This window comes from Shewanella sp. Isolate7, from assembly GCF_022398425.1.
GTDB lineage: Bacteria > Pseudomonadota > Gammaproteobacteria > Enterobacterales > Shewanellaceae > Shewanella.
This window is the reverse complement of sequence record NZ_JAKEVJ010000033.1, coordinates 1-22,193: the sequence shown is the minus strand read 5'-3', so window position 1 is coordinate 22,193 and position 22,193 is coordinate 1. Positions and strand designations below refer to the sequence as shown.

Below are 22,193 nucleotides of genomic sequence, written 5' to 3'. Positions count from 1 at the left end.
CTAAATATGACCGATTATGGATTCAATCTGTTTTTCTTGTACACCAAACTGCCCCAACACCTCGCTTAGGATGGTGCGCTTCTTGGCCGTATTGTTGTTGGTGGTCACCCAGAAGCCGCTATTACCTATCTCTTTCGGATTGGCCGACTTACTGGCCTTGAGCAATGACTCTTTTGAGGTGGCGAAATAGAGACGATCGCGCCCCTGGATCTGTAACACCTGATCGAATTGATTTGGTGTGGCCTTATAGATAGCCTCTAAGGTAAACAGGAAGCGACCGACGGCGCCCTTTTGCTGTGCCAGTGCCGCCTTGTCGATCAGAGTGTCGGCATCGAGACTCGCCACCTGCTGAGATTGTGCTACCTCTTTATCCAGGCCAGGCTGGCTGATCTGCGCAGGCTGCACCATGGCAACCGTCTCTACGTCTAAGCCGAGTAATCGTCGCAGGATCTCTGAAGCACTCTCTCCTATGCGCTCTGTCTTGCTGGCAATATGGCGATATAGCTCTTCATCAATCTCAATATATTTCATGACTAGAATCTTCCTTAGGCGGTAAAGGTAAATAGGTTATTGTTATTGCGAATGCGATCCGCAGCAACGGATGCCAGATCCGTTCAAGTGTATGCTATCTTTCCCACCGGAATAAAGAGCGATCGCATTAAAAACCCACAACTTGGTTACAAGATCAATAAATTAGCTCTCAAGTGCGCAAAAACCCGCCAGAGAATGCTTAGCTGGCCGTTAATGCTGTCTTTTAAGCCGATTTACAGGCACAATTTGGCCAATTCTCTCAACCTAAACTTTCCATGAGCAGCTTGAACTACACCCTATCCGGACAAGGTAGCCCGGTGATTTTGATCCACGGCCTATTTGGCAACTTGGATAACTTAAAGACCCTAGGCAATGCACTCGATGATCATCAGGTGATCCGTATCGACGTGCCTAACCATGGCCTGAGCCCACACTGGCCCAACATGGATTATGCCATGCTGGCAGACGCGGTTATTGAACTCATGGATGAACTCGAGCTGGACTCGGCTCACCTGGTAGGCCACTCCATGGGCGGTAAGATCGCCATGGCCACGGCGCTACTCTATGGCGATCGCGTCAAGAGCCTGGTCGCGGCAGATATCGCCCCCGTAGCCTATCAGCCAAGGCATCAGAAGGTATTTGCCGGTCTCGGTAACCTGGACCTTAGCGCACTGACAAACCGGGCAGATGCGCAGAAGCAACTGCTCGGTGCCGGTATCGACGAAGGTACGGCGATGTTTCTTTTGAAAAATCTCACCAAAGATGAACAGGGTTTCGCCTGGAAGATGAACCTTGCCGGGCTAAAGTCCAGCTATGAGCATCTTATTGGCTGGCCGCTGGCAGACAAACAATACACTGGCCCAAGCCTGTGCATCCGCGGCGCCGATTCAGACTATGTGACGGCGGCCCATCGCGGAGCCTTTGTGTCTCAGTTTCCAAAGATCCAGGCCAAGTCACTGGCAGGTACAGGTCATTGGTTACACGCACAAAAACCGGCGATTTTCAATCGCATCGTCGCCGAGTTTATCGCGCAAAATGACTGAATCTTGTCTGTAAAGCGTGTAGCAGATAACGCTTAACTATGGTATATTCGCGCCTCTTTTTTTAGCCTGAGGGAACGCAGCATGTTATCTCAGTACATGGAACAGATAGAGGCGGTCGGCTTAAACCTGTTCTTTGCAGCGATATTTTTCTTTATTGGTATGGCAATACATGACGTGCTCAAGCAGGGAAATGTCCCTAAATTTGGCCGCTATATTGTTTGGTTAGTATTATTTCTCGGCTGTGCCGGGTTTATAGCTAAGGGCTTGATCCAACTCTCCTGGGAGAGCTCTGGCATAGGTTAAATGAACATTCGATGGCAAAAGAATCTTCAGACAGAACAACGATAGACCTGTTTGCAACGGAGAAGCGCCGAGGACGTCCTCGCAGCAATCCCCTTCCCCGGGAGCAACAATTAAAGGTCAACAAGCGAAATCAGATCCAGCGCGACAGAGCCGCAGGATTAAAACGAATAGAGTTAAAGGTGTCACAAGATTTATACGACGCCTTGAATGAAAAGGCTTTGGCCAGTAACATCAGCCGCAGCCAATTAATCGAATCGATATTGCTTAAGCAGGTAAGACCCTGATCTTAAGTGGTGTTGAAACAAATGTCAGTGAACTAGATAAAGGAAAGACAATGGCAACTGTAGGTCTTTTTTTCGGCAGTGATACAGGTAATACCGAAGCCGTCGCCAAGATGATCCAGAAGAAACTGGGCAAGAAGATGGTCGACGTCAAGGATATCGCCAAGAGTACCAAAGAACAGATTGCAGAATATGATCTGCTGCTATTCGGTATCCCTACCTGGTATTACGGTGAAGCCCAATGTGATTGGGACGATTTCTTCCCTGAATTAGAACAGATCGATTTCGACGGTAAGCTGGTCGCTATCTTTGGTTGTGGTGATCAGGAAGATTACGCCGAGTATTTCCTCGATGCCATGGGCATGGTTAACGAGATCGTTGAAGCCCGCGGCGCAGTGGTTATCGGTCACTGGCCAACCGACGGCTATGACTTCGAGGCTTCTAAAGGCATGGCCGATGATAAACACTTCGTGGGTCTGGGTATCGACGAAGATCGTCAACCAGAGCTGACCGAAGAGCGTGTCGATGCCTGGGTAAAACAGATCTACGAAGAGATGTGCCTGGCAGAGCTGGAAGACTAACCTCCCGGCCACATCAGCATAAAAAGCGGCAAACAGCCGCTTTTTTTAGCCCTGAAGCCGATACCTTGAATCACCCACACAGAGACAGTTCAACCTAATCTTCCCCCATGCACAGTCATACTCACACGCCTCACTGGGACATCTTCTGCGCCGTCGTCGATAACTATGGCGATATCGGCGTCACCTGGCGCCTCGCCAAACAGCTGGCAAAGGAATATGGGCTAGCGGTCAATCTCTGGGTCGACGATCTAGCAAGCTTTGGCCATATCCTGCCAGCGCTGGATCCCAAATGCCCGAGTCAGACCTTCGAAGGCGTCTGCATCAAGCACTGGGATCTGCCCCTCAGCCAGGACTATCTACCCGGAGAGGTGCTTATCGAGGCCTTCGCCTGTGAACTGCCGCCAGAAGTGCTAGGCAAGATAACCAAGGCACATCAAGCCGGTGACAAGGTGCCGGTATGGCTAAACCTTGAGTATCTCAGCGCAGAAGATTGGGTCGAGGGCTGCCACGGCCTGCCCTCCCTGCAGCGCAGCGGCCTGAAGAAGCAGTTTTATTTCCCGGGCTTTACCAACAAGACAGGCGGCCTCATCTGCGAATCGGACCTGCTGGCGACAAGGCAACATTGGCAAGAGACACAGCAGCGACTTAACTATTTTACCAAGCTTGGCCTCAGTGGCATTGCAGCCGACGATACTGTGATCAGCCTGTTTAGCTATGAAACCGCGAGCCTAGAGGCACTTTGCCAGCATTGGAGCCAAGGCAAACAGCAGGTACATCTGCTGGTTCCCATTGGCCGCAGCCTAAATAGTCTTGCCGCCTTCATAGACCCGCAACAGGACTTAGCGCCGGGTCAGCGTTTTTGCCATGGCAAGCTGGCCATTCATCTTCTGCCGATGACAGATCAGCAAGGGTACGACAGGCTACTTTGGAGCTGTGATGTTAATATAGTGCGCGGTGAAGACTCCTTCCTGCGCGCCCAATGGGCGGCCAAACCCTTTATCTGGCACATCTATCCTCAGGAAGAGGACTATCACTTGATAAAATTAGAAGCCTTTATGGCACTTTATTGTCATAATCTGGCGCCAGAAGTTGCCGACGCCTGGAAAGCACTCAATATTGGCTTCAATCAAGGTAGCCAGGAAGCCCTGCTTCCCCTGTGGCAACAAGTCATTACCGCACATGCGGCCCTGACGCAACACGCGCAAAAATGGCCGGATGAAGCAATAAATGATGCAGATCTTGCAACACGACTAGTTCAATTCGTTAAAAATAGCTAAGATACTGCGTTGAAATAGAAACACCCTAAAATATAGGAAATAGAGAAATGAAAACTGCTCATGAAATCCGTCCTGGTAACGTGATCATGTTAGATGGCAGCCCATGGGTTGTTCAAAAGACTGAAACAACTCGCTCTGGCCGTAACGCGGCTATCGTTAAGATGAAGCTGAAGAACCTACTTCAAGACTCATCGACTGAAACCACCTTCAAGGGTGAAGACAAGATGGAAGATATCATTCTAGACCGTCTTGATTGTACCTATTCTTACTTTGCCGATCCTATGTATGTCTTCATGGATGCAGAGTACAACCAGTATGACGTTGAAGCCGACAACCTGGGCGACGCAGCTGCCTATATCGTTGACGGCATGGAAGAGCAGTGCCAGGTAACCTTCTATGAAGGCAAGGCAATCTCTGTTGAACTACCAACAACTGTTGTACGTGAAGTGACCTACACAGAGCCTTCAGCACGTGGCGACACCTCTGGTAAGGTAATGAAGCCAGCAACTATCGCTGGTGGCGCAACTCTTAGCGTTGCAGACTTCGTGAAAACTGGCGACATGATCGAGATCGATACTCGCACACACGAGTTCAAGAAGCGCGCGTAAACAAGCCGTTTACCCAATGATGAAAGCCAGCGTTTTTCGCTGGCTTTTTTGTAGCTACAGCCAACCAATCCAGTTTAACTGTCTACATCTGACCGCCACGTTAGCATTTATCACTAATTTTATTTTTAACAAATAAGTCTTTCAGCATTTTCCTCTGAAAATAATTGCCAAATTGCGGCAAAGCCCCTTTTAAACAATACTTTTTTTCGTTATTGTTCGATAACTTACGAGCTTTAACACAAGCAGCTTTTTTCTCTACTGGCTATCACGAGGTTTCGATGCGCCCTATCATTAAGTCCAATAAACTCGACACCGTCTGTTACGACATCCGCGGGCCTGTTCATAAGGAAGCCAGACGCCTGGAAGACGAAGGCCATCGCATCCTTAAGCTTAATATCGGTAACCCTGCCCCCTTTGGTTTCGAGGCCCCGGAAGAGATAGTACGCGACGTGATCCTTAATCTGCCCAGCGCACAGGGCTACAGCGAGTCCAAGGGCCTGTTCTCGGCGCGCAAGGCGATTGTGCAGCACTACCAGAGCCTGGGGCTGTTTGGCGTCGATATCGAAGATATCTACATAGGCAATGGTGTATCTGAACTCATCGTCATGGCGATGCAGGGCCTGCTTAACAGTGACGACGAGGTGCTGGTGCCCTCTCCCGATTATCCCCTGTGGACAGCTGCCGTGCACCTCTCCGGCGGTAAGGCGCAGCACTATCGCTGCGACGAGGAGTCCGACTGGTTTCCCGATCTAGATGACATCAAAGCCAAGATAAACAGCCGTACCCGCGGCATAGTGCTGATTAACCCCAACAACCCGACGGGCGCCGTCTACTCCCGCGAGTTACTGCTGGAGATCATCGAGCTGTGCCGTCAGCACGACATCATCTTGTTTGCCGATGAGATCTACGACAAGATCCTCTACGATGGCGCCGTGCATATTCCGGCGGCGACCCTATCGGACGACATTCTCACCGTCACCTTCAACGGTCTCTCCAAGTCATACCGCGCCGCTGGCTTTCGTGTCGGCTGGATGATGCTCTCGGGTAACCTTAAGGCCGCCAAAAGTTATATCGAAGGCCTGGATATGCTGGCCTCCATGCGCCTGTGCTCAAACGTGCCCAATCAGCACGCCATTCAGACGGCGCTGGGCGGCTATCAAAGCATCAACGAATTGGTGGCGCCCGAAGGCCGGCTTACGGTGCAGCGTGACACCTGCTATGAACTGCTCAACCAGATCCCCGGGGTGAGCTGTAAGAAACCTAAGGGCGCCCTGTACGCCTTTCCGAAACTGGACGCCAAGAAGTTTAACCTGAGAGACGACGAGCGCCTGGTGCTTGATCTACTCAAAGAGAAGAAAATTCTCCTGGTACAAGGCACCGCCTTTAACTGGCCAGAGCCGGATCACCTCAGGGTCGTCTTCCTACCCCACAAGGAGGACCTGAATAAGGCGCTGGTGGAATTTGGCGACTTCCTGTCAACTTACAGCCAGTAAGTTCATTCAAGCCAACAGAAAAGCGATCTCAGGATCGCTTTTTTATAATTAATACCAATCACAATAAATCAGTGAGCAGATATAGCGCAGGAAAAACACCTGAGAACAAGGCAGGATTTTTAGATAAGTAGTTATTCCAGAGTTAGTAATTCCAGGATTAAAAATCCTAACGCAGTTATCAAGCGTTTTAACAAGCTAGAATGATCAGGTTTTTATTACGATTGGTATAAGACACTGTTTCTATTCACTTGCCCTGTGTTACTGTTAAACCAACTTAGCTCAACAGGGAAAGCAGTATGAGTCATTTGTTCGCCCACCTGGCCAGGATGAAGTTGATCCAACGCTGGCCGCTCATGTATAACGTCCGCCCGGAAAATGTGCAAGAACACTCGCTTCAGGTCGCCATGGTGGCCCACGCCTTGGCCATTATTGCCAATAAAAAGTTCAACAGACAGCTCAGCCCAGAGCGCGCCGCCACCCTGGCCATTTTTCATGATGCCAGCGAGATCCTCACCGGTGACCTGCCGACCCCGGTTAAGTATTTCAATAAGGAGATCGAGGCCGAGTACAAGAAGATAGAGGCTATCGCCGAGCGCAGGCTACTTGAGATGGTGCCAGAGGAGTTTCAGGAAGATTACCAAGATCTCTTGATAAGCGATCAGGCCGATGAAGAGTACAAACAACTGGTCAAATCGGCAGACACCCTCTGCGCCTACCTCAAATGCCTGGAGGAGCAGACCGCCGGCAATCATGAATTCAACACCGCCAAGCGCCGCCTCACCGAATCTTTAAGCAAGAATCCGGATCCGGCAGTAAAATATTTTATTGACACCTTTATACCCAGCTTCGAGCTCAATCTCGATGAGATCAATCGCCTGCTATAGCGGCTAAGGCTGCCAAAGAGGAAAGCATATGACATCGGCTATCTGGCATGAAAGACGCTTGGGCGAAGAGAAGCTCAGGCGCAACGACCACCGCAGCCCCTATCAGCGCGATCGCGCCCGCATTCTCCACTCGGCCGCCTTCAGGCGCCTGCAGGCTAAGACCCAGGTGCTGGGGGTGGGGATGAACGATTTCTACCGCACCCGCCTCACTCACTCGCTAGAGGTATCACAGATAGGCACAGGGATCTGCGCCCAGCTGAAACAGAAATACCCGGACCTGCATCACCTGCTCGACTCCATGAGCCTGATAGAATCCCTCTGCCTGGCCCACGACATCGGCCACCCTCCCTTCGGCCATGGCGGCGAGGTCGCGCTTAACTATATGATGCGCAGCGACGGAGGCTTTGAGGGCAACGGCCAGACCTTCAGGATCCTCACGGCGCTAGAGCCCTATACCGAGCATTTCGGCATGAACCTCACCCGGCGCACATTGTTGGGGATCCTCAAGTATCCTGCGAGCCACGCCGAGCTGTATCAGTCCCAAACTAGGCCCGAAGTCGACAGCTACCGCCAGCTCAAGCCCAGCCAATGGCGCCCGGTTAAAGGGATCTTCGACGAAGACAAGGTAGTGCTCGACTGGGTACTTAAGCCGCTGTCAGAGAGCGACAGAGCCTTATTCGTCTCGGCCGAGGCCTCAGCAACAGATCAACACAAGCGTACACGGCATAAATCCCTGGACTGCTCCATCATGGAGCTGGCCGACGATACCGCCTACGCAATCCATGATCTCGAAGATGCCATCGTCATGGGTATAGTCACCCAGGTCATGTGGCAACAGGATGTGGCCAGTGTGCTGAGTCAGAGTGAAGATAACTGGATAGCGAAAGAGTTTGCCAATATCGGCGACAAGTTGTTTGCGCTGGAAAATCATCTGCGCAAGGATGCCATAGGCACCTTAGTGAACGGCTTTGTCACCGCTATCCTTATCGATGAAAACCCGGAATTTAACGAGCCCCTGCTAAGATACAATGCCCGCCTAGAAGCACCCTTTGCCGAGGCACTGCATGTACTCAAGCAGTTTGTTTACAAAAGGGTGATCCGTAAGCCAGAGATCCAGATGCTGGAATACAAGGGGCAACAGATCGTCATGGAGCTGTTTGAGGCCTTCGCCTCGGATCCCGAGCGCCTACTATCGCTCAATACCCAGGAACGCTGGCAGCAGATGGCGGCGCTAGAGGGTAACTGCAACCGGGTGATCGCCGACTATATCTCGGGGATGACAGATGAGTTTGCCGCCCGCCTGCACCAACATCTCTTTAGCGCCCGCGCAGGCTCCCTGATCGATCTACAGTAGAGAATCCAACACCTAGGGCCTGTTTATCTTTCGCGTTCATTTTTGCAGCATTCTGTATCGCTGTTATACAAGGCAGAGCGATTGCAATGTAGTGCACTACATCAATGAGCGATAACGCAGTAGAAAAATGATACAGACGCTGCCCACAGGGTTCGTCTTGAGCACGTTCAACTCTTTGTTATTCGGCTTTTATATAGAATAACTATACTTCAAGCCTCATGCCGCGATTTGAACGTGCTCAATTAGAACAAAAATCGTTCTCAAAAGGTCAACAGGCCCTAGGCATAAAAAAACGCGCTCTAGGCGCGTTTTTTTATCAGCTGTGACATCTGCTAGCGATTAGCCGCCTATCAAACTTGGGAATAAGCCCTTAAACCCGGCCGCCATCACCTCGATACCGATGGAGAGCATTAATAGCCCCATGAGACGGGTGATCACGTTAATGCCCGTCTTGCCCAGCAACTTGAAGATCACCGGCGCCATACGGAACAGGGTAAAGCTGGTGAGGCCAAAGATCACCACAGTGATCGACATACCGATAAGATCGCTGAAGGTGTTGTGCTGAGCCGCCGACACTATGACAGAACTGATCGCGCCGGGGCCGGCCATCAGTGGCAAAGCCAGGGGCACTACGGCAACCGACTCCATGCCTGACGCCTCCCTGTCTTCTTCCTGGTTGCGTTTCACCTCGCCCAGCTTACCTTGTAGCATGGACATGGCGATGATCGCGATCAGGGTACCACCGGCAATTCTAAACGCCGACAGCGAGATACTAAACATGTTGAGGATATGCTGGCCGGCAATGATGGTGACCAGGAGGATCACGACCACCGCAAAGTTAGCGACCTTGCCCGTATGGTTACGCTCCGCTTCCGTCTGGTGACTGGTCAGACTCACAAACACGGGCAGCAAACCTATGGGGTTAATTATGGCTACCAAACCAAGAAAAAATTTAACATAGAGTGTTAAATCCAATGTCATCTCCTCAAGTGACGTTATAGTCGGTTAAAAAGCAGTATGGTTGAAAAACGCATACTGTACAGTATTGCTCACGCCTGGAAAAACGAGATTTTCTATCACATTTCACAACTTTGACTTAAATATTCTATTTTTACCCGACTAGAATTATGCCAGTGAGAACCTTCACATTGTACTCACAATGTCATTTTATTACATTAACAGGAGGTTTTGCGGCGTCGATCACGGTTATCACCCCGCCAAGAGTGTAATTTTGTTTCATCAAGAGAATTTAGCCAAAACCGATTTTCGCTAAATTTTTTTTAAAGGATCTTATTATGACTGTTAGCAACCAACAGGAACTCGACCAACTGGTCGAACGGGTCGCCAAGGCCCAGGCACAATTTGCCAACTTTAGTCAGGAGCAGGTCGACAAGATCTTCCGCGCCGCCGCCCTCGCCGCGGCCGATGCCCGTATCTCGCTTGCCAAGATGGCAGCAAACGAAACCGGCATGGGCGTGCTGGAAGATAAGGTGATCAAGAACCACTTCGCCTCCGAATACATCTACAACAAGTATAAGGATGACAAGACCTGCGGCATCCTAGAGGAAGATCCCACCTTCGGCACCATCACCATTGCCGAGCCAGTGGGCCTCATCTGCGGTATTGTGCCTACCACCAACCCGACTTCTACTGCCATCTTCAAGGCTCTGATCAGCCTTAAGACACGTAACGGCATCATCTTCTCGCCGCACCCAAGAGCCAAAGTATCGACTACAACAGCCGCCCGCCTGGTACTGGAAGCCGCGGTTGAAGCCGGCGCACCGAAAGATATTATCGGCTGGATCGACGAGCCCAGCGTTGCCCTGTCTAATCAGCTGATGACCCATGAGAAGATCAACCTGATTCTGGCCACAGGTGGCCCTGGCATGGTTAAGGCCGCCTACTCTTCAGGTAAGCCTGCGATCGGTGTTGGCGCCGGTAACACCCCGATTGTTATCGACGAAACCGCCGACATTAAACGCGCGGTCAGTTCTATCCTGATGTCCAAGACCTTCGATAACGGCGTAGTGTGCGCGTCAGAACAAGCCGTCGTCGTGGTCGATGCCGTCTATGACGCGGTTAAAGAGCGTTTTGCCAGCCACGGTGGCTATATCCTCTCGGCCAAAGAAGCCAAGGCGATGCAGAAGGTGATCCTGAAAAATGGTGCCCTCAACGCCGACATCGTTGGTCAGAGTGCGGCGACCATAGCGGCCATGGCCAACATCAAGGTACCAAGCACCACTAAGGTGTTAATCGGTCAGGCTACCGAAGTCAGCGAAGCCGAGGCCTTCGCCCACGAGAAGCTCTCTCCGCTACTGGCCATGTACCGTGCCAGCGACTTCGAAGACGCACTCAACAAGGCAGAAGCCTTAGTCACACTGGGCGGCATTGGCCACACCTCTGGCCTGTATACCGACCAGGATACCCAAACAGAGCGGGTGAAAACTTTCGGCTATCGCATGAAGACGGCTCGTATTCTGATCAACACCCCGGCATCTCAGGGCGGCATCGGCGATCTCTACAACTTTAAGTTAGCGCCTTCGCTTACTCTGGGCTGTGGCTCATGGGGCGGTAACTCTATCTCAGAAAACGTTGGCCCTAGCCACCTTATCAACAAGAAAACTGTCGCCAAGCGAGCCGAAAATATGTTGTGGCATAAACTCCCCTCCTCTATCTATTTCCGCCGCGGCAGCTTGCCTATCGCCCTCGAAGAGTTAACCGATAAGAAACGCGCGCTGATCGTGACAGACAAGTATCTGTTTAATAACGGCTACTGCGATGAGACCATCAAGATATTGAAGTCTCAGGGCCTAGAAACCGAAGTCTTCTATGAGGTTGAGGCCGACCCAACCCTTGCCATCGTTAATCAAGGTGCCAGCGTGGCCAAGAGCTTCCAACCCGATGTGATCGTCGCCCTGGGCGGTGGTTCACCTATGGATGCGGCCAAGATCATCTGGGTCATGTACGAACACCCTGATGTCGACTTTGCCGACCTGGCGCTGCGCTTCATGGATATTCGTAAGCGTATCTACAAGTTCCCTAAACTGGGCAAGAAGGCCAAGATGGTCGCTATCCCGACTACCTCGGGTACAGGTTCAGAGGTCACGCCATTTGCCGTGGTCACCGACGAGCAAACCGGCATGAAATACCCGATCGCCGACTATGAGCTGACACCTAACATGGCGATCGTCGATCCTAACCTGGTCATGGACATGCCAAAGTCGCTCACCGCCTTCGGTGGTATCGATGCGATCACCCACGCGCTGGAAGCCTATGTCAGCGTGATGGCCAACGAATACAGTGACGGTCAGGCACTGCAAGCGCTGGATCTGTTAGTTAAATACCTACCAGACTCCTACGCACTGGGGGCTCAGGCTCCGGTTGCTCGTGAGAAGGTCCATAACGGCGCAACCATTGCCGGTATCGCCTTCGCCAACGCCTTCTTGGGTATCTGTCACTCCATGGCCCACAAGCTAGGCGCAGAGTTCCACCTAGCCCACGGCCTGGCAAACGCGCTGCTTATCAGTAACGTGATCCGCTTTAACGCGACCGATCTGCCGACCAAGCAGGCCGCTTTCAGCCAGTACGATCGACCCAAGGCCCTTTGTCGTTACGCAAAGATAGCTGAACATCTTAAACTTAAAGGCGCGACAGGCGAAGGCATTAGCGATGAAGAAAAAGTGGAAGCGTTGCTCGAAAAAATCGATGAACTCAAGAAGACGATTGGCATTCCGGCTTCGATCCAAGAAGCAGGCGTCAACGAAGCCGACTTCTTCGCCAAGCTTGATGAGTTGGCCGAAGACGCCTTCGACGACCAGTGTACCGGTGCCAACCCAAGATACCCATTGATCGCCGAGCTAAAAGCGATTCTGACCGCCAGCTTCTACGGTAAGAAGTATCAAGATCCGGTTTAAGGCGCGATGGCGTTAGCTAAGCTTAAAAGGTGCCCATGTGGCACCTTTTTTTATGTCATAGTTAGTCCAAATAGAAATATAGCTATTTGTTATTATTAGATAAAAACAAAATAAAAAGCTTTTTATCCTAACCACAAAAATTATTAGTTAGCCAGGCTCAGCGCTTAGGACTATAAGGCTTCACCGCCTCAATAAAAACCTAAGCCATTGACCGCAAAATTAGAATTAACATCCGATCCTGCACTCGACGATATGCTGTTTGCCGACATATGCGACCAGCTTGCCACCCATGGCTATGCGGTGCTGCATAATGTCTTCACACCTAGCATGTTGCAGCAGCTACTCGATGGGATCACAGAGCTTGCCGAGAAAGACTTTAAGGCCGCGGCAATCGGCCGCGCCCAAGACCAACAGGTTGTCGAGACCATACGCCGTGACAAGATCTGCTGGCTCAACGAGTCGATGGACTTTACCCTGGACTATTTCACCTGGTCAGAGCAACTGCGCCTGGCGGTGAACCGTTATCTCTATCTGGGCCTGTTCGATCAAGAAGCCATGCTGGCCTACTACGCCCCAGGCGCCTTCTATAAGCGACACCTGGACGCCTTTCGGGGTCAAACCAACCGCAAGCTCACCAGCATTCTCTACCTCAACCCCGACTGGCAACCCAGCCATGGCGGTGAACTGCTGATGTACCAAGGTGACGAAACGGCCCCCTTTCAGACGATCGAGCCCAGATCCGGCACCATGGTGATCTTCTTAAGCGAGCTGTTTCCCCATGAGGTGTCACTGTCCCATCACGACAGATACAGCCTCACCTCCTGGTATCGCATCAACGACGGCATGCCGGGGCACTAAGGCCCTTAATACGAGACAAGGACCTTGGCGTCCCGCCCACAAAAAAGCCAGAACTGAGTTCTGGCTTTTTAATTTCTATGATCGGGTGACTAAAATATCACCCATATCTTATACCAATCGTAATAAACAATTGATCATTCTAGCTTGTGAAAACGCTCGATAACTGTATTAGTATTTTTAATTGTAGAATAACTACTTATCTAAAAATCCTGCTTTGTTCTCAAGCGTTTTTCCTGCGCTATTTCTGATCACATGTTTACTGTGATTGGTATTACGAGTCATTAACTGTGCTTACTTCTTGGTCCAGCGATCCATCCAACCGAGCACGTTGGCGTACCACTGCTCTAGGTTATCTGGGTTAAGGATCCAGTGGTTCTCATCTGGGTAGATAAGCAGTTCAGATGGAATGCCCTTACGCTGCATGAAGCTAAACGCGGCGAGTCCCTGACCATAAGGTACACGGAAGTCTTTCTCACCGTGGATCACCAGCATAGGCGTCTGCCAGTTATCGACATAGTTAACCGGGTTAAACTTCTCGAACAGCGCCTTGTTATCCTGATAGGTGCCACCGAATTCATACTCTGGGAACCATAGCTCTTCGGTCACATAGTACATAGAGCGCATGTCGAACAGACCCGCGTGGTTAACCAGACACTTGAAGCCGTCGTTCCAGTTGCCTTGGATCCAGTTCATCATGTAGCCGCCGTAAGACCCGCCCAGGGCACAGGCGCGATCGCCATCGAGCCACTTCTGCTGCGCGGTCACCGCTGCCAGACCCTTCTGTAGATCTTCAAGCGGCTTACCGCCCCAGTCCTTCGAGATAGAGTCGGTAAAGGCCTGACCATAACCGGTAGAGCCGTGGAAATCGATCATCACCACGCCGTAACCTGCGCCCGCCCATAGCTGCGCATTCCAGCGGCTGCTGAAAGAGTTACCGAAAGAGCCTTGTGGGCCACCGTGTACCAGGAAGGCAACAGGATACTTCTTGCCTTGCTTGTAGTTAGCAGGCTTGATCCAGTAACCGTAGACCTCTTCGTTGTTCCAGCCCTTGAAGCTGAACTGCTCAAACTCACCAAACTTAATCTTGGCCAGGTTGTCTTTGTTCACCTCGGTCAGACGATTTACATTTTGACCGTCCAGCGACATGGTGTAGAGATCGCCCGGCTCAACCAGACTCTTATGGTTAAAGACAATCTTATCGCCGGTCACACCGAGAATGCTGTTGCTGCCGTCGTTGTGCAGCGTCTTCACGTCACCAAACTGGGTGTTGACCTCGAAGATGCTGACCTGACCCAGATCCTGCGCCGTCACATACAGAGTGCGGTTATCGGCGCCGAAGGCCAGTGAGCTTGGGCTGCGATCCCACAGCGGAGCCACTTCTTTCTCTTGGCCCGTCACAGTGTCACGCAACATGACGCGGTAGCGATCCGCCTCGAAGCCAGGCTTGCTCATGGCCAGATAAGCCAGGTAACGACCATCGGCAGAGAAAGTTGGCTGGGCATCCCAGGCCTTGTTGCTCTCAGTCAGGTTTTTCGCCTCACCGCCCAGCACAGAGACCTGCCATAGGTCATAGTTGGTTTCCCATGCCTGTGACTTGCTCGGTGCCTTGGCGCTGTACACCACATACTTGCCATCAGGGGTAAAGGTCACCTCTTCCATGCCAGAAAACGGCAGTGGCGGCGTTTCGGTATCCAGCCCTTTAGTGACATCGACGGCATTGTCGATCAGCTTGCCGTCAAGCTTGGCCACAAACAGGTGGCTGCGGCTGTGATCGCCCCAGGTATCCCAGTGACGCACCATCAGCTGCTTGTATTCGCGGCCAGTCGACTTGCGCTCGGCCTCCTGCTCACGCTTGTCAGCTGTGCACTGCAAGGTGTCACACTCGGGGTAGACACGCATGTTCATCACGACTTGTTTGCCATCTAGCGACAACTTAAAGCCTTCTACATCCAGCGGCAGGTTAGAGATCTTCACCGCTTCGCCGCCGTCCAGCGCCAGCTCATAAAGCTGCGAGCTGCCATCGCGGGCCGCCAGGAAGTAGATCTTCTTGTCGTCTGCGCTAAAGGCGACGCTGTGCTCTGTGCCTTTGGCCGAGGTCAGGCGCTTTACCTGGCCTTCGCCGGTCAGAGACTGAAGATAAAGGTCAGATTGCGCCTCACCTTTATCATCAAATTTTTTAACTGCATAAACGATTTTAGTGCCGTCATTCGACAGTGCACTGGAATGCAGCTTATTCATTTTAACGAGATGTTGTACCTTGAAAGGCTCTGGTGATGCGGCATGAACGCCAGAAACCAGACCGGCAGTCGCCAAGGCAAGTATGATTGCAGTTTTTTTCATTGTTATTGTCATCTTTATGGTTGAACGGCAAGGCGACAATGCTTAATGCTAAGAAATGGCGCCTAAAGCCAAAAAGTCGTGCAAAATATCGCAACAGACACTAAACAAAATTGCGGGTTTAAGCAAGTCGCCTGACTCACCTAAAACCCGCCCAATTCGTTATCTGTTAAGCGCTATTAGGCAAGCTTCACGCGCCAGGTCGCAGGACCGGTTTCGTGAGCGTTTACCCCTTCGCTGTCAACGGCAACGGTAACCGGCATATCGGTCACGTCGAACTCATAGATGGCTTCCATACCTAAGTCTTCGAAGGCCACCACGCGAGACTTCTTGATCGCCTTAGAAACCAAATAAGCTGCGCCGCCCACGGCCATCAGGTAAACCGCCTTGTGCTTCTTGATAGACTCGACGGTGGCCGGGCCGCGCTCGGCCTTACCTATCATGCCCATCAGACCTGTCTTGTCCAGCATAAGGTCGGTGAACTTATCCATACGGGTTGCCGTAGTCGGGCCTGCTGGGCCAACCACTTCATCGCCCACTGGATCGACGGGGCCAACGTAGTAAATGAACTTACCGGTGAAATCGACGCCCTCAGGCAGGCCTTCACCGCTCTCGATAAGGGTTTGGATGCGCTTATGGGCCGCATCGCGACCTGTGAGCATCTTGCCGTTTAACAGCAGTACATCACCGCTCTTCCACTGCTCGATATCGGCCTGAGTCACAGTGTTTAGGTCGACACGACGTACGCCTTCGCCCGCTTCGCGGGTGATCTCTGGCCAATCTTCCAGCTTAGGTGTCTCGAGTTCGGCAGGGCCGGTTCCATCGAGGTGGAAGTGTACGTGGCGGGTCGCGGCGCAGTTAGGGATCATCACCACTGGCTTAGAGGCCGCATGGGTAGGCGCAGACTTGATCTTGATATCCAGCACTGTGGTCAGGCCGCCAAGGCCCTGGGCACCAATACCCAGCTTGTTGGCACGCTCGAAGATATCCAGACGCAGCTTCTCCTCGGCGGTTTCGGCGCCCTTGGCCTGCAGTTCGTGGATATCGACAGGATCCATCAGGGCTTCTTTGGCCATCACGGCCGCCTTCTCGGCGGTGCCGCCGATGCCTATACCCAGCATGCCTGGCGGACACCAGCCCGCGCCCATGGTGGGCAGGGTCTTCTCAACCCACTCGGCGATATCGTCAGATGGGTTTAGCATCACCATCTTAGATTTATTTTCCGATCCACCACCCTTGGCGGCAATGGCTACTTCGACATGGTTACCCGGCACCATCTCGACATGTACCACAGACGGGGTGTTGTCTTTGGTGTTCTTACGGCCACCGGCAGGGTCGGCAACGATAGAGGCGCGTAGCGGGTTGTCGGGGTTGGTGTAGGCGCGTCTAACTCCTTCATCCACCATCTGCTGCACCGTCATGTCTGTCTTATCCCACTTGACGCCCATGCCGATCTTAACGAAACAGGTCACGATACCCGTGTCCTGACACAGCGGACGCTTGCCTTCGGCAGACATGCGCGAGTTGATCAAGATCTGCGCGATAGCGTCTTTAGCCGCCGCACTCTCTTCACGCTCATAGGCCTCGGCCATGGCGTCAACGAAATCTTTAGGGTGGTAATAAGAGATATATTGTAGCGCGTCGGCGACACTCTCGATGAGGTCCGCTTGCTTGATGATGGGCTGTTCTATAGTCACAGACATTTCCTTACTCACAGTTTGGTTATTCACCGCCCTTTTGCAGGGTCGCGTATTTTTTTTGAATCCATTCACAATATGATACTCTTTCGCGACTTTTAGGGAAACATCACATTTTAGATAAGGGTTATCGATGGATTTTTCGTCGACTCAAGGCGTTAGGGTACAAAAGTTAGACTGGCAACTCTCCACCACAGAGGTATTTGGCTGCTTTGCTCACCTACCCAGGGCCATACTGCTTGACTCTGCTGGTAGCGATCATTGTGACGCAAAGTACGACATCATCAGCTTCGATCCCTTAGCCACCATCACCAGTCAAGAGGGTGTGACCCAGACAAGGCATCTGCGCCCTGCTGGGGATAACCAAACCCCAGCAACTGACTATCCCCAAGAGACGAGCAGCAAGACAGATCCCTTTTCGATATTACAGGCGGCGATAGCGGCTTATTTCCCGGTGCAGCATAGATGCGAGCTTCCCTTCAGTGGCGGCGCTCTGGGCACCTTTAGCTATGACCTGGGTCGGCGCATCGAGAAGCTACCCGCCACCGCCGCCAAGGATATCAGCCTGCCCGAGATGAATGTCGGCCTCTATGACTGGGCGCTGCTATTTTGCTACCAGAGCCAGACATGGTCTCTGGTGCACTATCACGGCGAGGCGGCACTAAAATCGCGCCTGGCGGACATCGAGTCGCGACTAGGCGCCCATAGACAAGGCGACAAAGCAGTTAACAAAGCAACATTTTCACTGAGCCGTGACTGGCAGGCGCAGATCACCAAAGATGAGTACCGAGACAAATTTGATCGCGTGCAGGAGTACCTGCACAGCGGCGACTGTTACCAGATCAACCTGACCCAGCGCTTCGAGGCCGAGTATCGCGGCGACGAGTGGCAGGCCTATCTGAAACTCAGGGCCAGCAACAAGGCGCCCTTCTCTGCCTTTATCCGTCTGGAGCAACACGCCATTCTCTCCATCTCCCCGGAGCGCTTTATCAAGTTAAACGGCGACGCGATAGAGACCAAACCCATCAAGGGCACCATGGCCAGAGCGAGCGATATCGAGGCAGATAAAGCAGCGGCCGCAATGCTGGCCGCCTCAGAGAAAGATCGCGCCGAGAACCTGATGATAGTGGATCTGCTGCGCAACGATATAGGCAAGGTGGCCAGCCCAGGCAGCGTGCGCGTGCCCCATCTGTTTGCTATCGAGAGCTTCCCGGCGGTGCACCACCTGGTGAGCACGGTAACCGCAACACTGGCGGCACCCAACACCCCCTGCGATCTGCTCAGGGCAGCGTTTCCCGGTGGCTCTATCACGGGCGCGCCTAAGATCCGCGCCATGGAGATCATCGAAGAACTGGAACCATCGCGTCGCAGCCTCTACTGTGGCTCCATCGGCTACATCAGCCAGGACAGACAGATGGACACCAGCATCACCATACGTACCCTGGTGGCCGAGCCCCCTCACCTCTACTGCTGGGCGGGCGGCGGCATAGTGGCTGACTCTCGGGTCGATGCCGAATATCAGGAAAGTTATGATAAGGTGAGTAAGATCCTCCCCATACTGAGTAACTGACAAGTAATTAGGCAATTATGACACTGGACGAGTTCAAACGGCGCTACGCTCTGCACCAACTGCCCACAGACACAGGGCCGCAGATCCATCGCACCCTGCGACAGGCCGCCGTACTCGTCCCCCTGATTGTACAAAGCGGGCAGCTTGAGCTGCTACTAACGCGCAGGCCCACTCATCTCAGAGCCCACCCTGGGCAGATTAGCTTTCCCGGCGGCAAGGTTGAGGAGAGTGATGAGAGTTACGCCGATACCGCGCTGCGTGAGGCGTTCGAGGAGATCGCCCTACCGCGCGACAATGTCGAAATCCTTGGCCAATATCCCATGTTTAACACCCTCACCGGCTTTGCCATCGCACCGATCATCGGCGTGGTGAGAGAAGCCTTTGAGCCTGTGCTCGATCCTGGCGAGGTAGATGAGCTGTTTAGCGTACCCCTAAGCTTCCTTCTAGATCCCGCCAATCGTATTCAGAAACAGTTCTCCCGCCGCGGCGTACATTATCCCGTCTACTTCATTCCCTACGGCGACTATTTCATCTGGGGCGCCACCGCCGCCATGATAGACAGACTCTGTCGCCAGATAGGTGACCCGCGCTAAAACCATAAGTCTTCAAGCGACCAGTCTAGAATGACTTTTCCTCTTTAAACCTAAGGAAGGTGCGAATAAGTCCCGTGCTTGCTCTGCGAGTGCTTAAAGTGGATAGATGCAAGGCACAGTTTGCAGCGAATGGCCCTAGTCCTTCGCAAGAACTGTAACGCACCTTCCCTAAGCCAAGCTCAATCAAACCCTCTCCGGATTTATAACTCAAAGTGGAGTCTGGCAGGCTAAAGCGCTAAACAAAAAACTTAAGGTAGAGCCCCGCGGCGGTCGAGGTTAACAGCAGAAGTGGGATATTAAACCAGTAGCCCATGCGGCTGTGATGAGCCACATAAAAGTTAAAGGCCAGGTTAATCAGGCTGATGGCGGCGCAGCTCCAGATCACATACTCTAGCCTCAGGGTGATGGTGGGATCCCAGGTGAGACGCACGCTCGCCCCCTTACTGAGAAAGTAACCCACGGCGCGATCCGGCCTGGCCTTTCCAAACAGCAATAATGCATACACGGCCAGGGACCAACCTAAGATCGACAAGGTGCCTAAAAACATCTGGAAAATTTTGACTTTTTTCATTTAGCCCACTGAATTAACTGGCCATATTTTAAGCATAACAAGCTTTCCAGCCTAACACCATCAGCGGATAAGCAGCAGATTAAGGCCGCTTTTTTATGGCGCTTAAGCCTGCCTTGGCTGAAATGCCCATTTTATTTGCCTTTAGGCCAATCTATCTGCTGTTTTTCCCTTGAGAAAAGCCACCAGCAAGGTAATATAAACCTCCAAAATTTTTAATAAAACGTTTCGTTGGAGAACTAAGCAACAATGAGCATTGCATCTGTCGCTTCTGTATTTAAAGGTGATTTTGCGGTTGGTTCGCAAGTTACCGTACGCGGTTGGGTAAGAACTCGCCGAGATTCCAAGGCCGGCATCTCTTTTCTTGCCGTATATGATGGTTCCTGTTTTGATCCCATTCAGGGCGTTGTGCCAAATAGCTTAGACAATTATAACGACGAAATCCTACGCCTCACGGCCGGTTGTTCTGTCGTGATGACGGGTGAACTGGTTGAAAGCCCAGGTAAAGGCCAGGCATTTGAGATGCAGGTGACTAAGGTTGAAGTCACAGGCTGGGTTGAAGATCCTGATACCTATCCTATGGCGGCCAAGCGTCACTCTATCGAGTATCTACGCGAACTGGCTCACCTGCGTCCTCGTACTAACATCATCGGCGCGGTCGCTCGCATACGTAACTGTCTGTCTCACGCGATCCACAACTTCTACAACGAAGAAGGCTTCATCTGGGTGTCTACCCCACTGATCACGGCTTCTGACTGTGAAGGTGCCGGTGAGATGTTCCGCGTGTCGACACTGGATCTGGAAAACCTGCCACGTACCGACGAGGGTAAGGTCGATTTCAGCGAAGACTTCTTCGGTAAGGAATCTTTCCTGACGGTATCGGGTCAGCTAAACGGCGAGACCTACGCCTGTGCGCTATCTAAGATCTACACCTTTGGCCCGACCTTCCGCGCCGAAAACTCAAACACCAGTCGCCACCTGGCAGAATTCTGGATGGTTGAGCCGGAAGTGGCCTTCGCCGATCTGAACGATGTTGCCGGTCTTGCCGAGCGTATGCTGAAGTACTGTTTCCGCGCCGTGCTTAACGAGCGTCGTGACGATCTAGAGTTCTTCGCCCAGCGCGTCGACAAGACGGTTATCGAGCGTCTTGAAAACTTCGTTAACAGCGATTTCGCTCAGGTGGATTACACTGACGCCATTGAGATCCTCAAGGCCTGTGGCAAGAAGTTCGAATTTGACGTCGAATGGGGTATCGATCTGCAATCTGAGCATGAGCGCTACCTGGCGGAAGAGCACTTCAAGGCACCTGTGGTCGTGAAGAACTATCCAAAAGATATCAAAGCCTTCTACATGCGTCTCAACGAAGATGGCAAGACAGTAGCGGCCATGGACGTACTGGCTCCTGGCATCGGTGAGATCATCGGTGGTGCCCAGCGTGAAGAGCGTCTGGACGTGCTAGATACCCGTCTGGACGAGATGGGCCTGAACAAGGAAGATTACTGGTGGTATCGTGACCTGCGCCGTTACGGCACTGTGCCACACTCAGGCTTCGGCCTGGGCTTCGAGCGTCTGGTCTCTTACGTGACCGGCGTATCGAACATCCGCGACGTGATCCCATTCCCACGCGCGCCTAAATCAGCAAACTTCTAAAGCTGGCTAAGTGCTTAGCAAGTTCTGCAAAAAAAACGCCCTACGGGGCGTTTTTTTATGGGCGCAGATTTCAGTTAGCAATTTCTATGGGCTAACTCACTCAGATGTTGCGTAACCGTCCGGTGATCCCCACATTCAAAAACTGATGCTGCTACTGCATAGTGCTCCTTTTACTAAGGAGAATACCCATGCGGCATCAACGACGAGATGTAAATACCTGGCTGGATCTTTTCGACCGCCAGGAACAAAGCGGATTATCGGCGGTGGCGTTTTGCCGTCAGCATCAGATTAATATCCAAACATTTTACGCCAGACGCAGTGACATCAGGCTTCAGCGAACCAACAATAAATTTGTTCACGTTAAGCGCGAAGTCACCACCTTTGAGTCGCAAGTAGAAGATGTCACTCAGACATTCGTGCTGAAGCACGCATCTTCAGCATTGAGTGTACCAGCGGACGTTAATCTGCACTGGCTGGCTAGCCTGATGAAGGCGCTGAACGAATGAAGATGTTCGTTCAGCCTTCTGACATTTATCTTTATCTGGATAATGTCGACTTCCGTAAATCCATCAATGGCTTGATAGTCGTGGTCGAGCAACAGATGGAATTGAATCCGTTCCGGGATGCGCTGTTTATCTTCTGTAACAAAAA

Annotated in this window: 20 protein-coding genes; 15 read left to right on the top strand and 5 right to left on the bottom strand. The window is 52.1% G+C overall.

The window, feature by feature from the left end; genetic code table 11:
• Complete coding sequence (gene seqA / locus L1D47_RS10210; protein ID WP_239884584.1) at positions 1–531, bottom strand: replication initiation negative regulator SeqA; 531 nt, start codon at positions 529–531, stop codon at positions 1–3.
• 275 nt (positions 532–806) lie between these two features.
• On the opposite strand from seqA, the gene L1D47_RS10205 reads away from it, so the two are divergent.
• From L1D47_RS10205 to L1D47_RS10165, 9 genes are all read left to right on the top strand, one after another.
• The gene (locus L1D47_RS10205; RefSeq protein WP_239884582.1) at positions 807–1,574 is read left to right on the top strand and encodes an alpha/beta fold hydrolase; all 768 of its coding nucleotides are present in this window, start codon (positions 807–809) and stop codon (positions 1,572–1,574) included.
• A gap of 81 nt (positions 1,575–1,655) precedes the next feature.
• Positions 1,656–1,877, top strand: a complete 222-nt coding sequence (locus L1D47_RS10200; protein WP_011865717.1) for a DUF2788 domain-containing protein — start codon at positions 1,656–1,658, stop codon at positions 1,875–1,877.
• An 11-nt stretch (positions 1,878–1,888) separates the two neighbouring features.
• Positions 1,889–2,161 carry a LexA regulated protein gene (gene ybfE / locus L1D47_RS10195; protein WP_041511303.1) on the top strand — a complete coding sequence of 91 codons (273 nt, stop codon included), beginning with the start codon at positions 1,889–1,891 and terminating at the stop codon, positions 2,159–2,161.
• Positions 2,162–2,211: 50 nt separating this feature from the next.
• Positions 2,212–2,739 carry a flavodoxin FldA gene (gene fldA, locus L1D47_RS10190; RefSeq protein ID WP_011865715.1) on the top strand — a complete coding sequence of 176 codons (528 nt, stop codon included), beginning with the start codon at positions 2,212–2,214 and terminating at the stop codon, positions 2,737–2,739.
• Between the two features lie 107 nt (positions 2,740–2,846).
• Entirely contained in the window at positions 2,847–4,016 is a 1,170-nt protein-coding gene (gene earP, locus L1D47_RS10185; RefSeq protein ID WP_239884580.1) for an elongation factor P maturation arginine rhamnosyltransferase EarP, read from the top strand.
• Positions 4,017–4,063: 47 nt separating this feature from the next.
• Positions 4,064–4,624: an elongation factor P gene (gene efp, locus L1D47_RS10180; protein ID WP_041511305.1), complete on the top strand. Its 561-nt coding sequence runs from the start codon at positions 4,064–4,066 to the stop codon at positions 4,622–4,624.
• 278 nt (positions 4,625–4,902) lie between these two features.
• Positions 4,903–6,117, top strand: coding sequence for a pyridoxal phosphate-dependent aminotransferase (locus L1D47_RS10175; protein WP_239884578.1), 1,215 nt, complete (start codon positions 4,903–4,905; stop codon positions 6,115–6,117).
• Positions 6,118–6,413: 296 nt separating this feature from the next.
• Positions 6,414–7,001, top strand: coding sequence for a 5'-deoxynucleotidase (yfbR, locus tag L1D47_RS10170; protein ID WP_239884576.1), 588 nt, complete (start codon positions 6,414–6,416; stop codon positions 6,999–7,001).
• Between the two features lie 28 nt (positions 7,002–7,029).
• Complete coding sequence (locus L1D47_RS10165) at positions 7,030–8,355, top strand: anti-phage deoxyguanosine triphosphatase (protein WP_239884574.1); 1,326 nt, start codon at positions 7,030–7,032, stop codon at positions 8,353–8,355.
• A 339-nt stretch (positions 8,356–8,694) separates the two neighbouring features.
• Here the strand turns inward: L1D47_RS10165 and L1D47_RS10160 are convergent, their stop codons facing one another.
• Entirely contained in the window at positions 8,695–9,330 is a 636-nt protein-coding gene (locus L1D47_RS10160; RefSeq protein ID WP_041511309.1) for a YchE family NAAT transporter, read from the bottom strand.
• A gap of 320 nt (positions 9,331–9,650) precedes the next feature.
• Here L1D47_RS10160 and adhE point away from each other — a divergent pair, with 320 nt between their 5' ends.
• Both adhE and L1D47_RS10150 read left to right on the top strand, forming a co-directional pair.
• A complete protein-coding gene (gene adhE / locus L1D47_RS10155) occupies positions 9,651–12,269 on the top strand; it encodes a bifunctional acetaldehyde-CoA/alcohol dehydrogenase (protein WP_239884573.1) in 2,619 nt (872 codons plus the stop codon).
• Between the two features lie 207 nt (positions 12,270–12,476).
• A complete protein-coding gene (locus L1D47_RS10150) occupies positions 12,477–13,127 on the top strand; it encodes a 2OG-Fe(II) oxygenase (protein ID WP_239884572.1) in 651 nt (216 codons plus the stop codon).
• A gap of 291 nt (positions 13,128–13,418) precedes the next feature.
• Here the strand turns inward: L1D47_RS10150 and L1D47_RS10145 are convergent, their stop codons facing one another.
• On the bottom strand, positions 13,419–15,467 hold the full coding sequence (locus L1D47_RS10145) for a S9 family peptidase (RefSeq protein WP_239884570.1): 2,049 nt from the start codon (positions 15,465–15,467) through the stop codon (positions 13,419–13,421).
• A 176-nt stretch (positions 15,468–15,643) separates the two neighbouring features.
• Positions 15,644–17,167 (bottom strand): fumarate hydratase, encoded by a 1,524-nt coding sequence (locus L1D47_RS10140; protein WP_239884568.1) that lies wholly within the window; start codon positions 17,165–17,167, stop codon positions 15,644–15,646.
• A gap of 127 nt (positions 17,168–17,294) precedes the next feature.
• Between L1D47_RS10140 and pabB the strand changes: the two genes are divergently transcribed.
• Positions 17,295–18,731 (top strand): aminodeoxychorismate synthase component I, encoded by a 1,437-nt coding sequence (pabB, locus tag L1D47_RS10135; protein ID WP_239884566.1) that lies wholly within the window; start codon positions 17,295–17,297, stop codon positions 18,729–18,731.
• Between the two features lie 17 nt (positions 18,732–18,748).
• Positions 18,749–19,324 carry a CoA pyrophosphatase gene (locus tag L1D47_RS10130; RefSeq protein WP_239884564.1) on the top strand — a complete coding sequence of 192 codons (576 nt, stop codon included), beginning with the start codon at positions 18,749–18,751 and terminating at the stop codon, positions 19,322–19,324.
• A gap of 235 nt (positions 19,325–19,559) precedes the next feature.
• On the opposite strand, the gene L1D47_RS10125 is transcribed toward L1D47_RS10130, so the two are convergent.
• Positions 19,560–19,895 carry a hypothetical protein gene (locus tag L1D47_RS10125; protein WP_239884562.1) on the bottom strand — a complete coding sequence of 112 codons (336 nt, stop codon included), beginning with the start codon at positions 19,893–19,895 and terminating at the stop codon, positions 19,560–19,562.
• A gap of 246 nt (positions 19,896–20,141) precedes the next feature.
• Between L1D47_RS10125 and asnS the strand changes: the two genes are divergently transcribed.
• On the top strand, positions 20,142–21,542 hold the full coding sequence (asnS, locus tag L1D47_RS10120; RefSeq protein WP_239884560.1) for an asparagine--tRNA ligase: 1,401 nt from the start codon (positions 20,142–20,144) through the stop codon (positions 21,540–21,542).
• Between the two features lie 188 nt (positions 21,543–21,730).
• Positions 21,731–22,048: an IS66 family insertion sequence element accessory protein TnpB gene (locus L1D47_RS10115; RefSeq protein WP_239884558.1), complete on the top strand. Its 318-nt coding sequence runs from the start codon at positions 21,731–21,733 to the stop codon at positions 22,046–22,048.
• The last annotated feature ends 145 nt before the right edge of the window (positions 22,049–22,193 follow it).

What these genes read in the sequence shown, in the direction of transcription:
- L1D47_RS10125 (WP_239884562.1), bottom strand. Translation starts at nt 19,895, where the DNA reads ATGAAAAAAGTCAAAATTTTCCAGATGTTTTTAGGCACCTTGTCGATC.
- L1D47_RS10205 (WP_239884582.1), top strand. Translation starts at nt 807, where the DNA reads ATGAGCAGCTTGAACTACACCCTATCCGGACAAGGTAGCCCGGTGATT.
- L1D47_RS10130 (WP_239884564.1), top strand. Translation starts at nt 18,749, where the DNA reads ATGACACTGGACGAGTTCAAACGGCGCTACGCTCTGCACCAACTGCCC.
- L1D47_RS10145 (WP_239884570.1), bottom strand. Translation starts at nt 15,467, where the DNA reads ATGAAAAAAACTGCAATCATACTTGCCTTGGCGACTGCCGGTCTGGTT.
- fldA (WP_011865715.1), top strand. Translation starts at nt 2,212, where the DNA reads ATGGCAACTGTAGGTCTTTTTTTCGGCAGTGATACAGGTAATACCGAA.
- L1D47_RS10165 (WP_239884574.1), top strand. Translation starts at nt 7,030, where the DNA reads ATGACATCGGCTATCTGGCATGAAAGACGCTTGGGCGAAGAGAAGCTC.
- yfbR (WP_239884576.1), top strand. Translation starts at nt 6,414, where the DNA reads ATGAGTCATTTGTTCGCCCACCTGGCCAGGATGAAGTTGATCCAACGC.
- pabB (WP_239884566.1), top strand. Translation starts at nt 17,295, where the DNA reads ATGGATTTTTCGTCGACTCAAGGCGTTAGGGTACAAAAGTTAGACTGG.
- ybfE (WP_041511303.1), top strand. Translation starts at nt 1,889, where the DNA reads ATGGCAAAAGAATCTTCAGACAGAACAACGATAGACCTGTTTGCAACG.
- earP (WP_239884580.1), top strand. Translation starts at nt 2,847, where the DNA reads ATGCACAGTCATACTCACACGCCTCACTGGGACATCTTCTGCGCCGTC.
- L1D47_RS10140 (WP_239884568.1), bottom strand. Translation starts at nt 17,167, where the DNA reads ATGTCTGTGACTATAGAACAGCCCATCATCAAGCAAGCGGACCTCATC.
- seqA (WP_239884584.1), bottom strand. Translation starts at nt 531, where the DNA reads ATGAAATATATTGAGATTGATGAAGAGCTATATCGCCATATTGCCAGC.
- asnS (WP_239884560.1), top strand. Translation starts at nt 20,142, where the DNA reads ATGAGCATTGCATCTGTCGCTTCTGTATTTAAAGGTGATTTTGCGGTT.
- L1D47_RS10175 (WP_239884578.1), top strand. Translation starts at nt 4,903, where the DNA reads ATGCGCCCTATCATTAAGTCCAATAAACTCGACACCGTCTGTTACGAC.
- efp (WP_041511305.1), top strand. Translation starts at nt 4,064, where the DNA reads ATGAAAACTGCTCATGAAATCCGTCCTGGTAACGTGATCATGTTAGAT.
- L1D47_RS10115 (WP_239884558.1), top strand. Translation starts at nt 21,731, where the DNA reads ATGCGGCATCAACGACGAGATGTAAATACCTGGCTGGATCTTTTCGAC.
- adhE (WP_239884573.1), top strand. Translation starts at nt 9,651, where the DNA reads ATGACTGTTAGCAACCAACAGGAACTCGACCAACTGGTCGAACGGGTC.
- L1D47_RS10200 (WP_011865717.1), top strand. Translation starts at nt 1,656, where the DNA reads ATGTTATCTCAGTACATGGAACAGATAGAGGCGGTCGGCTTAAACCTG.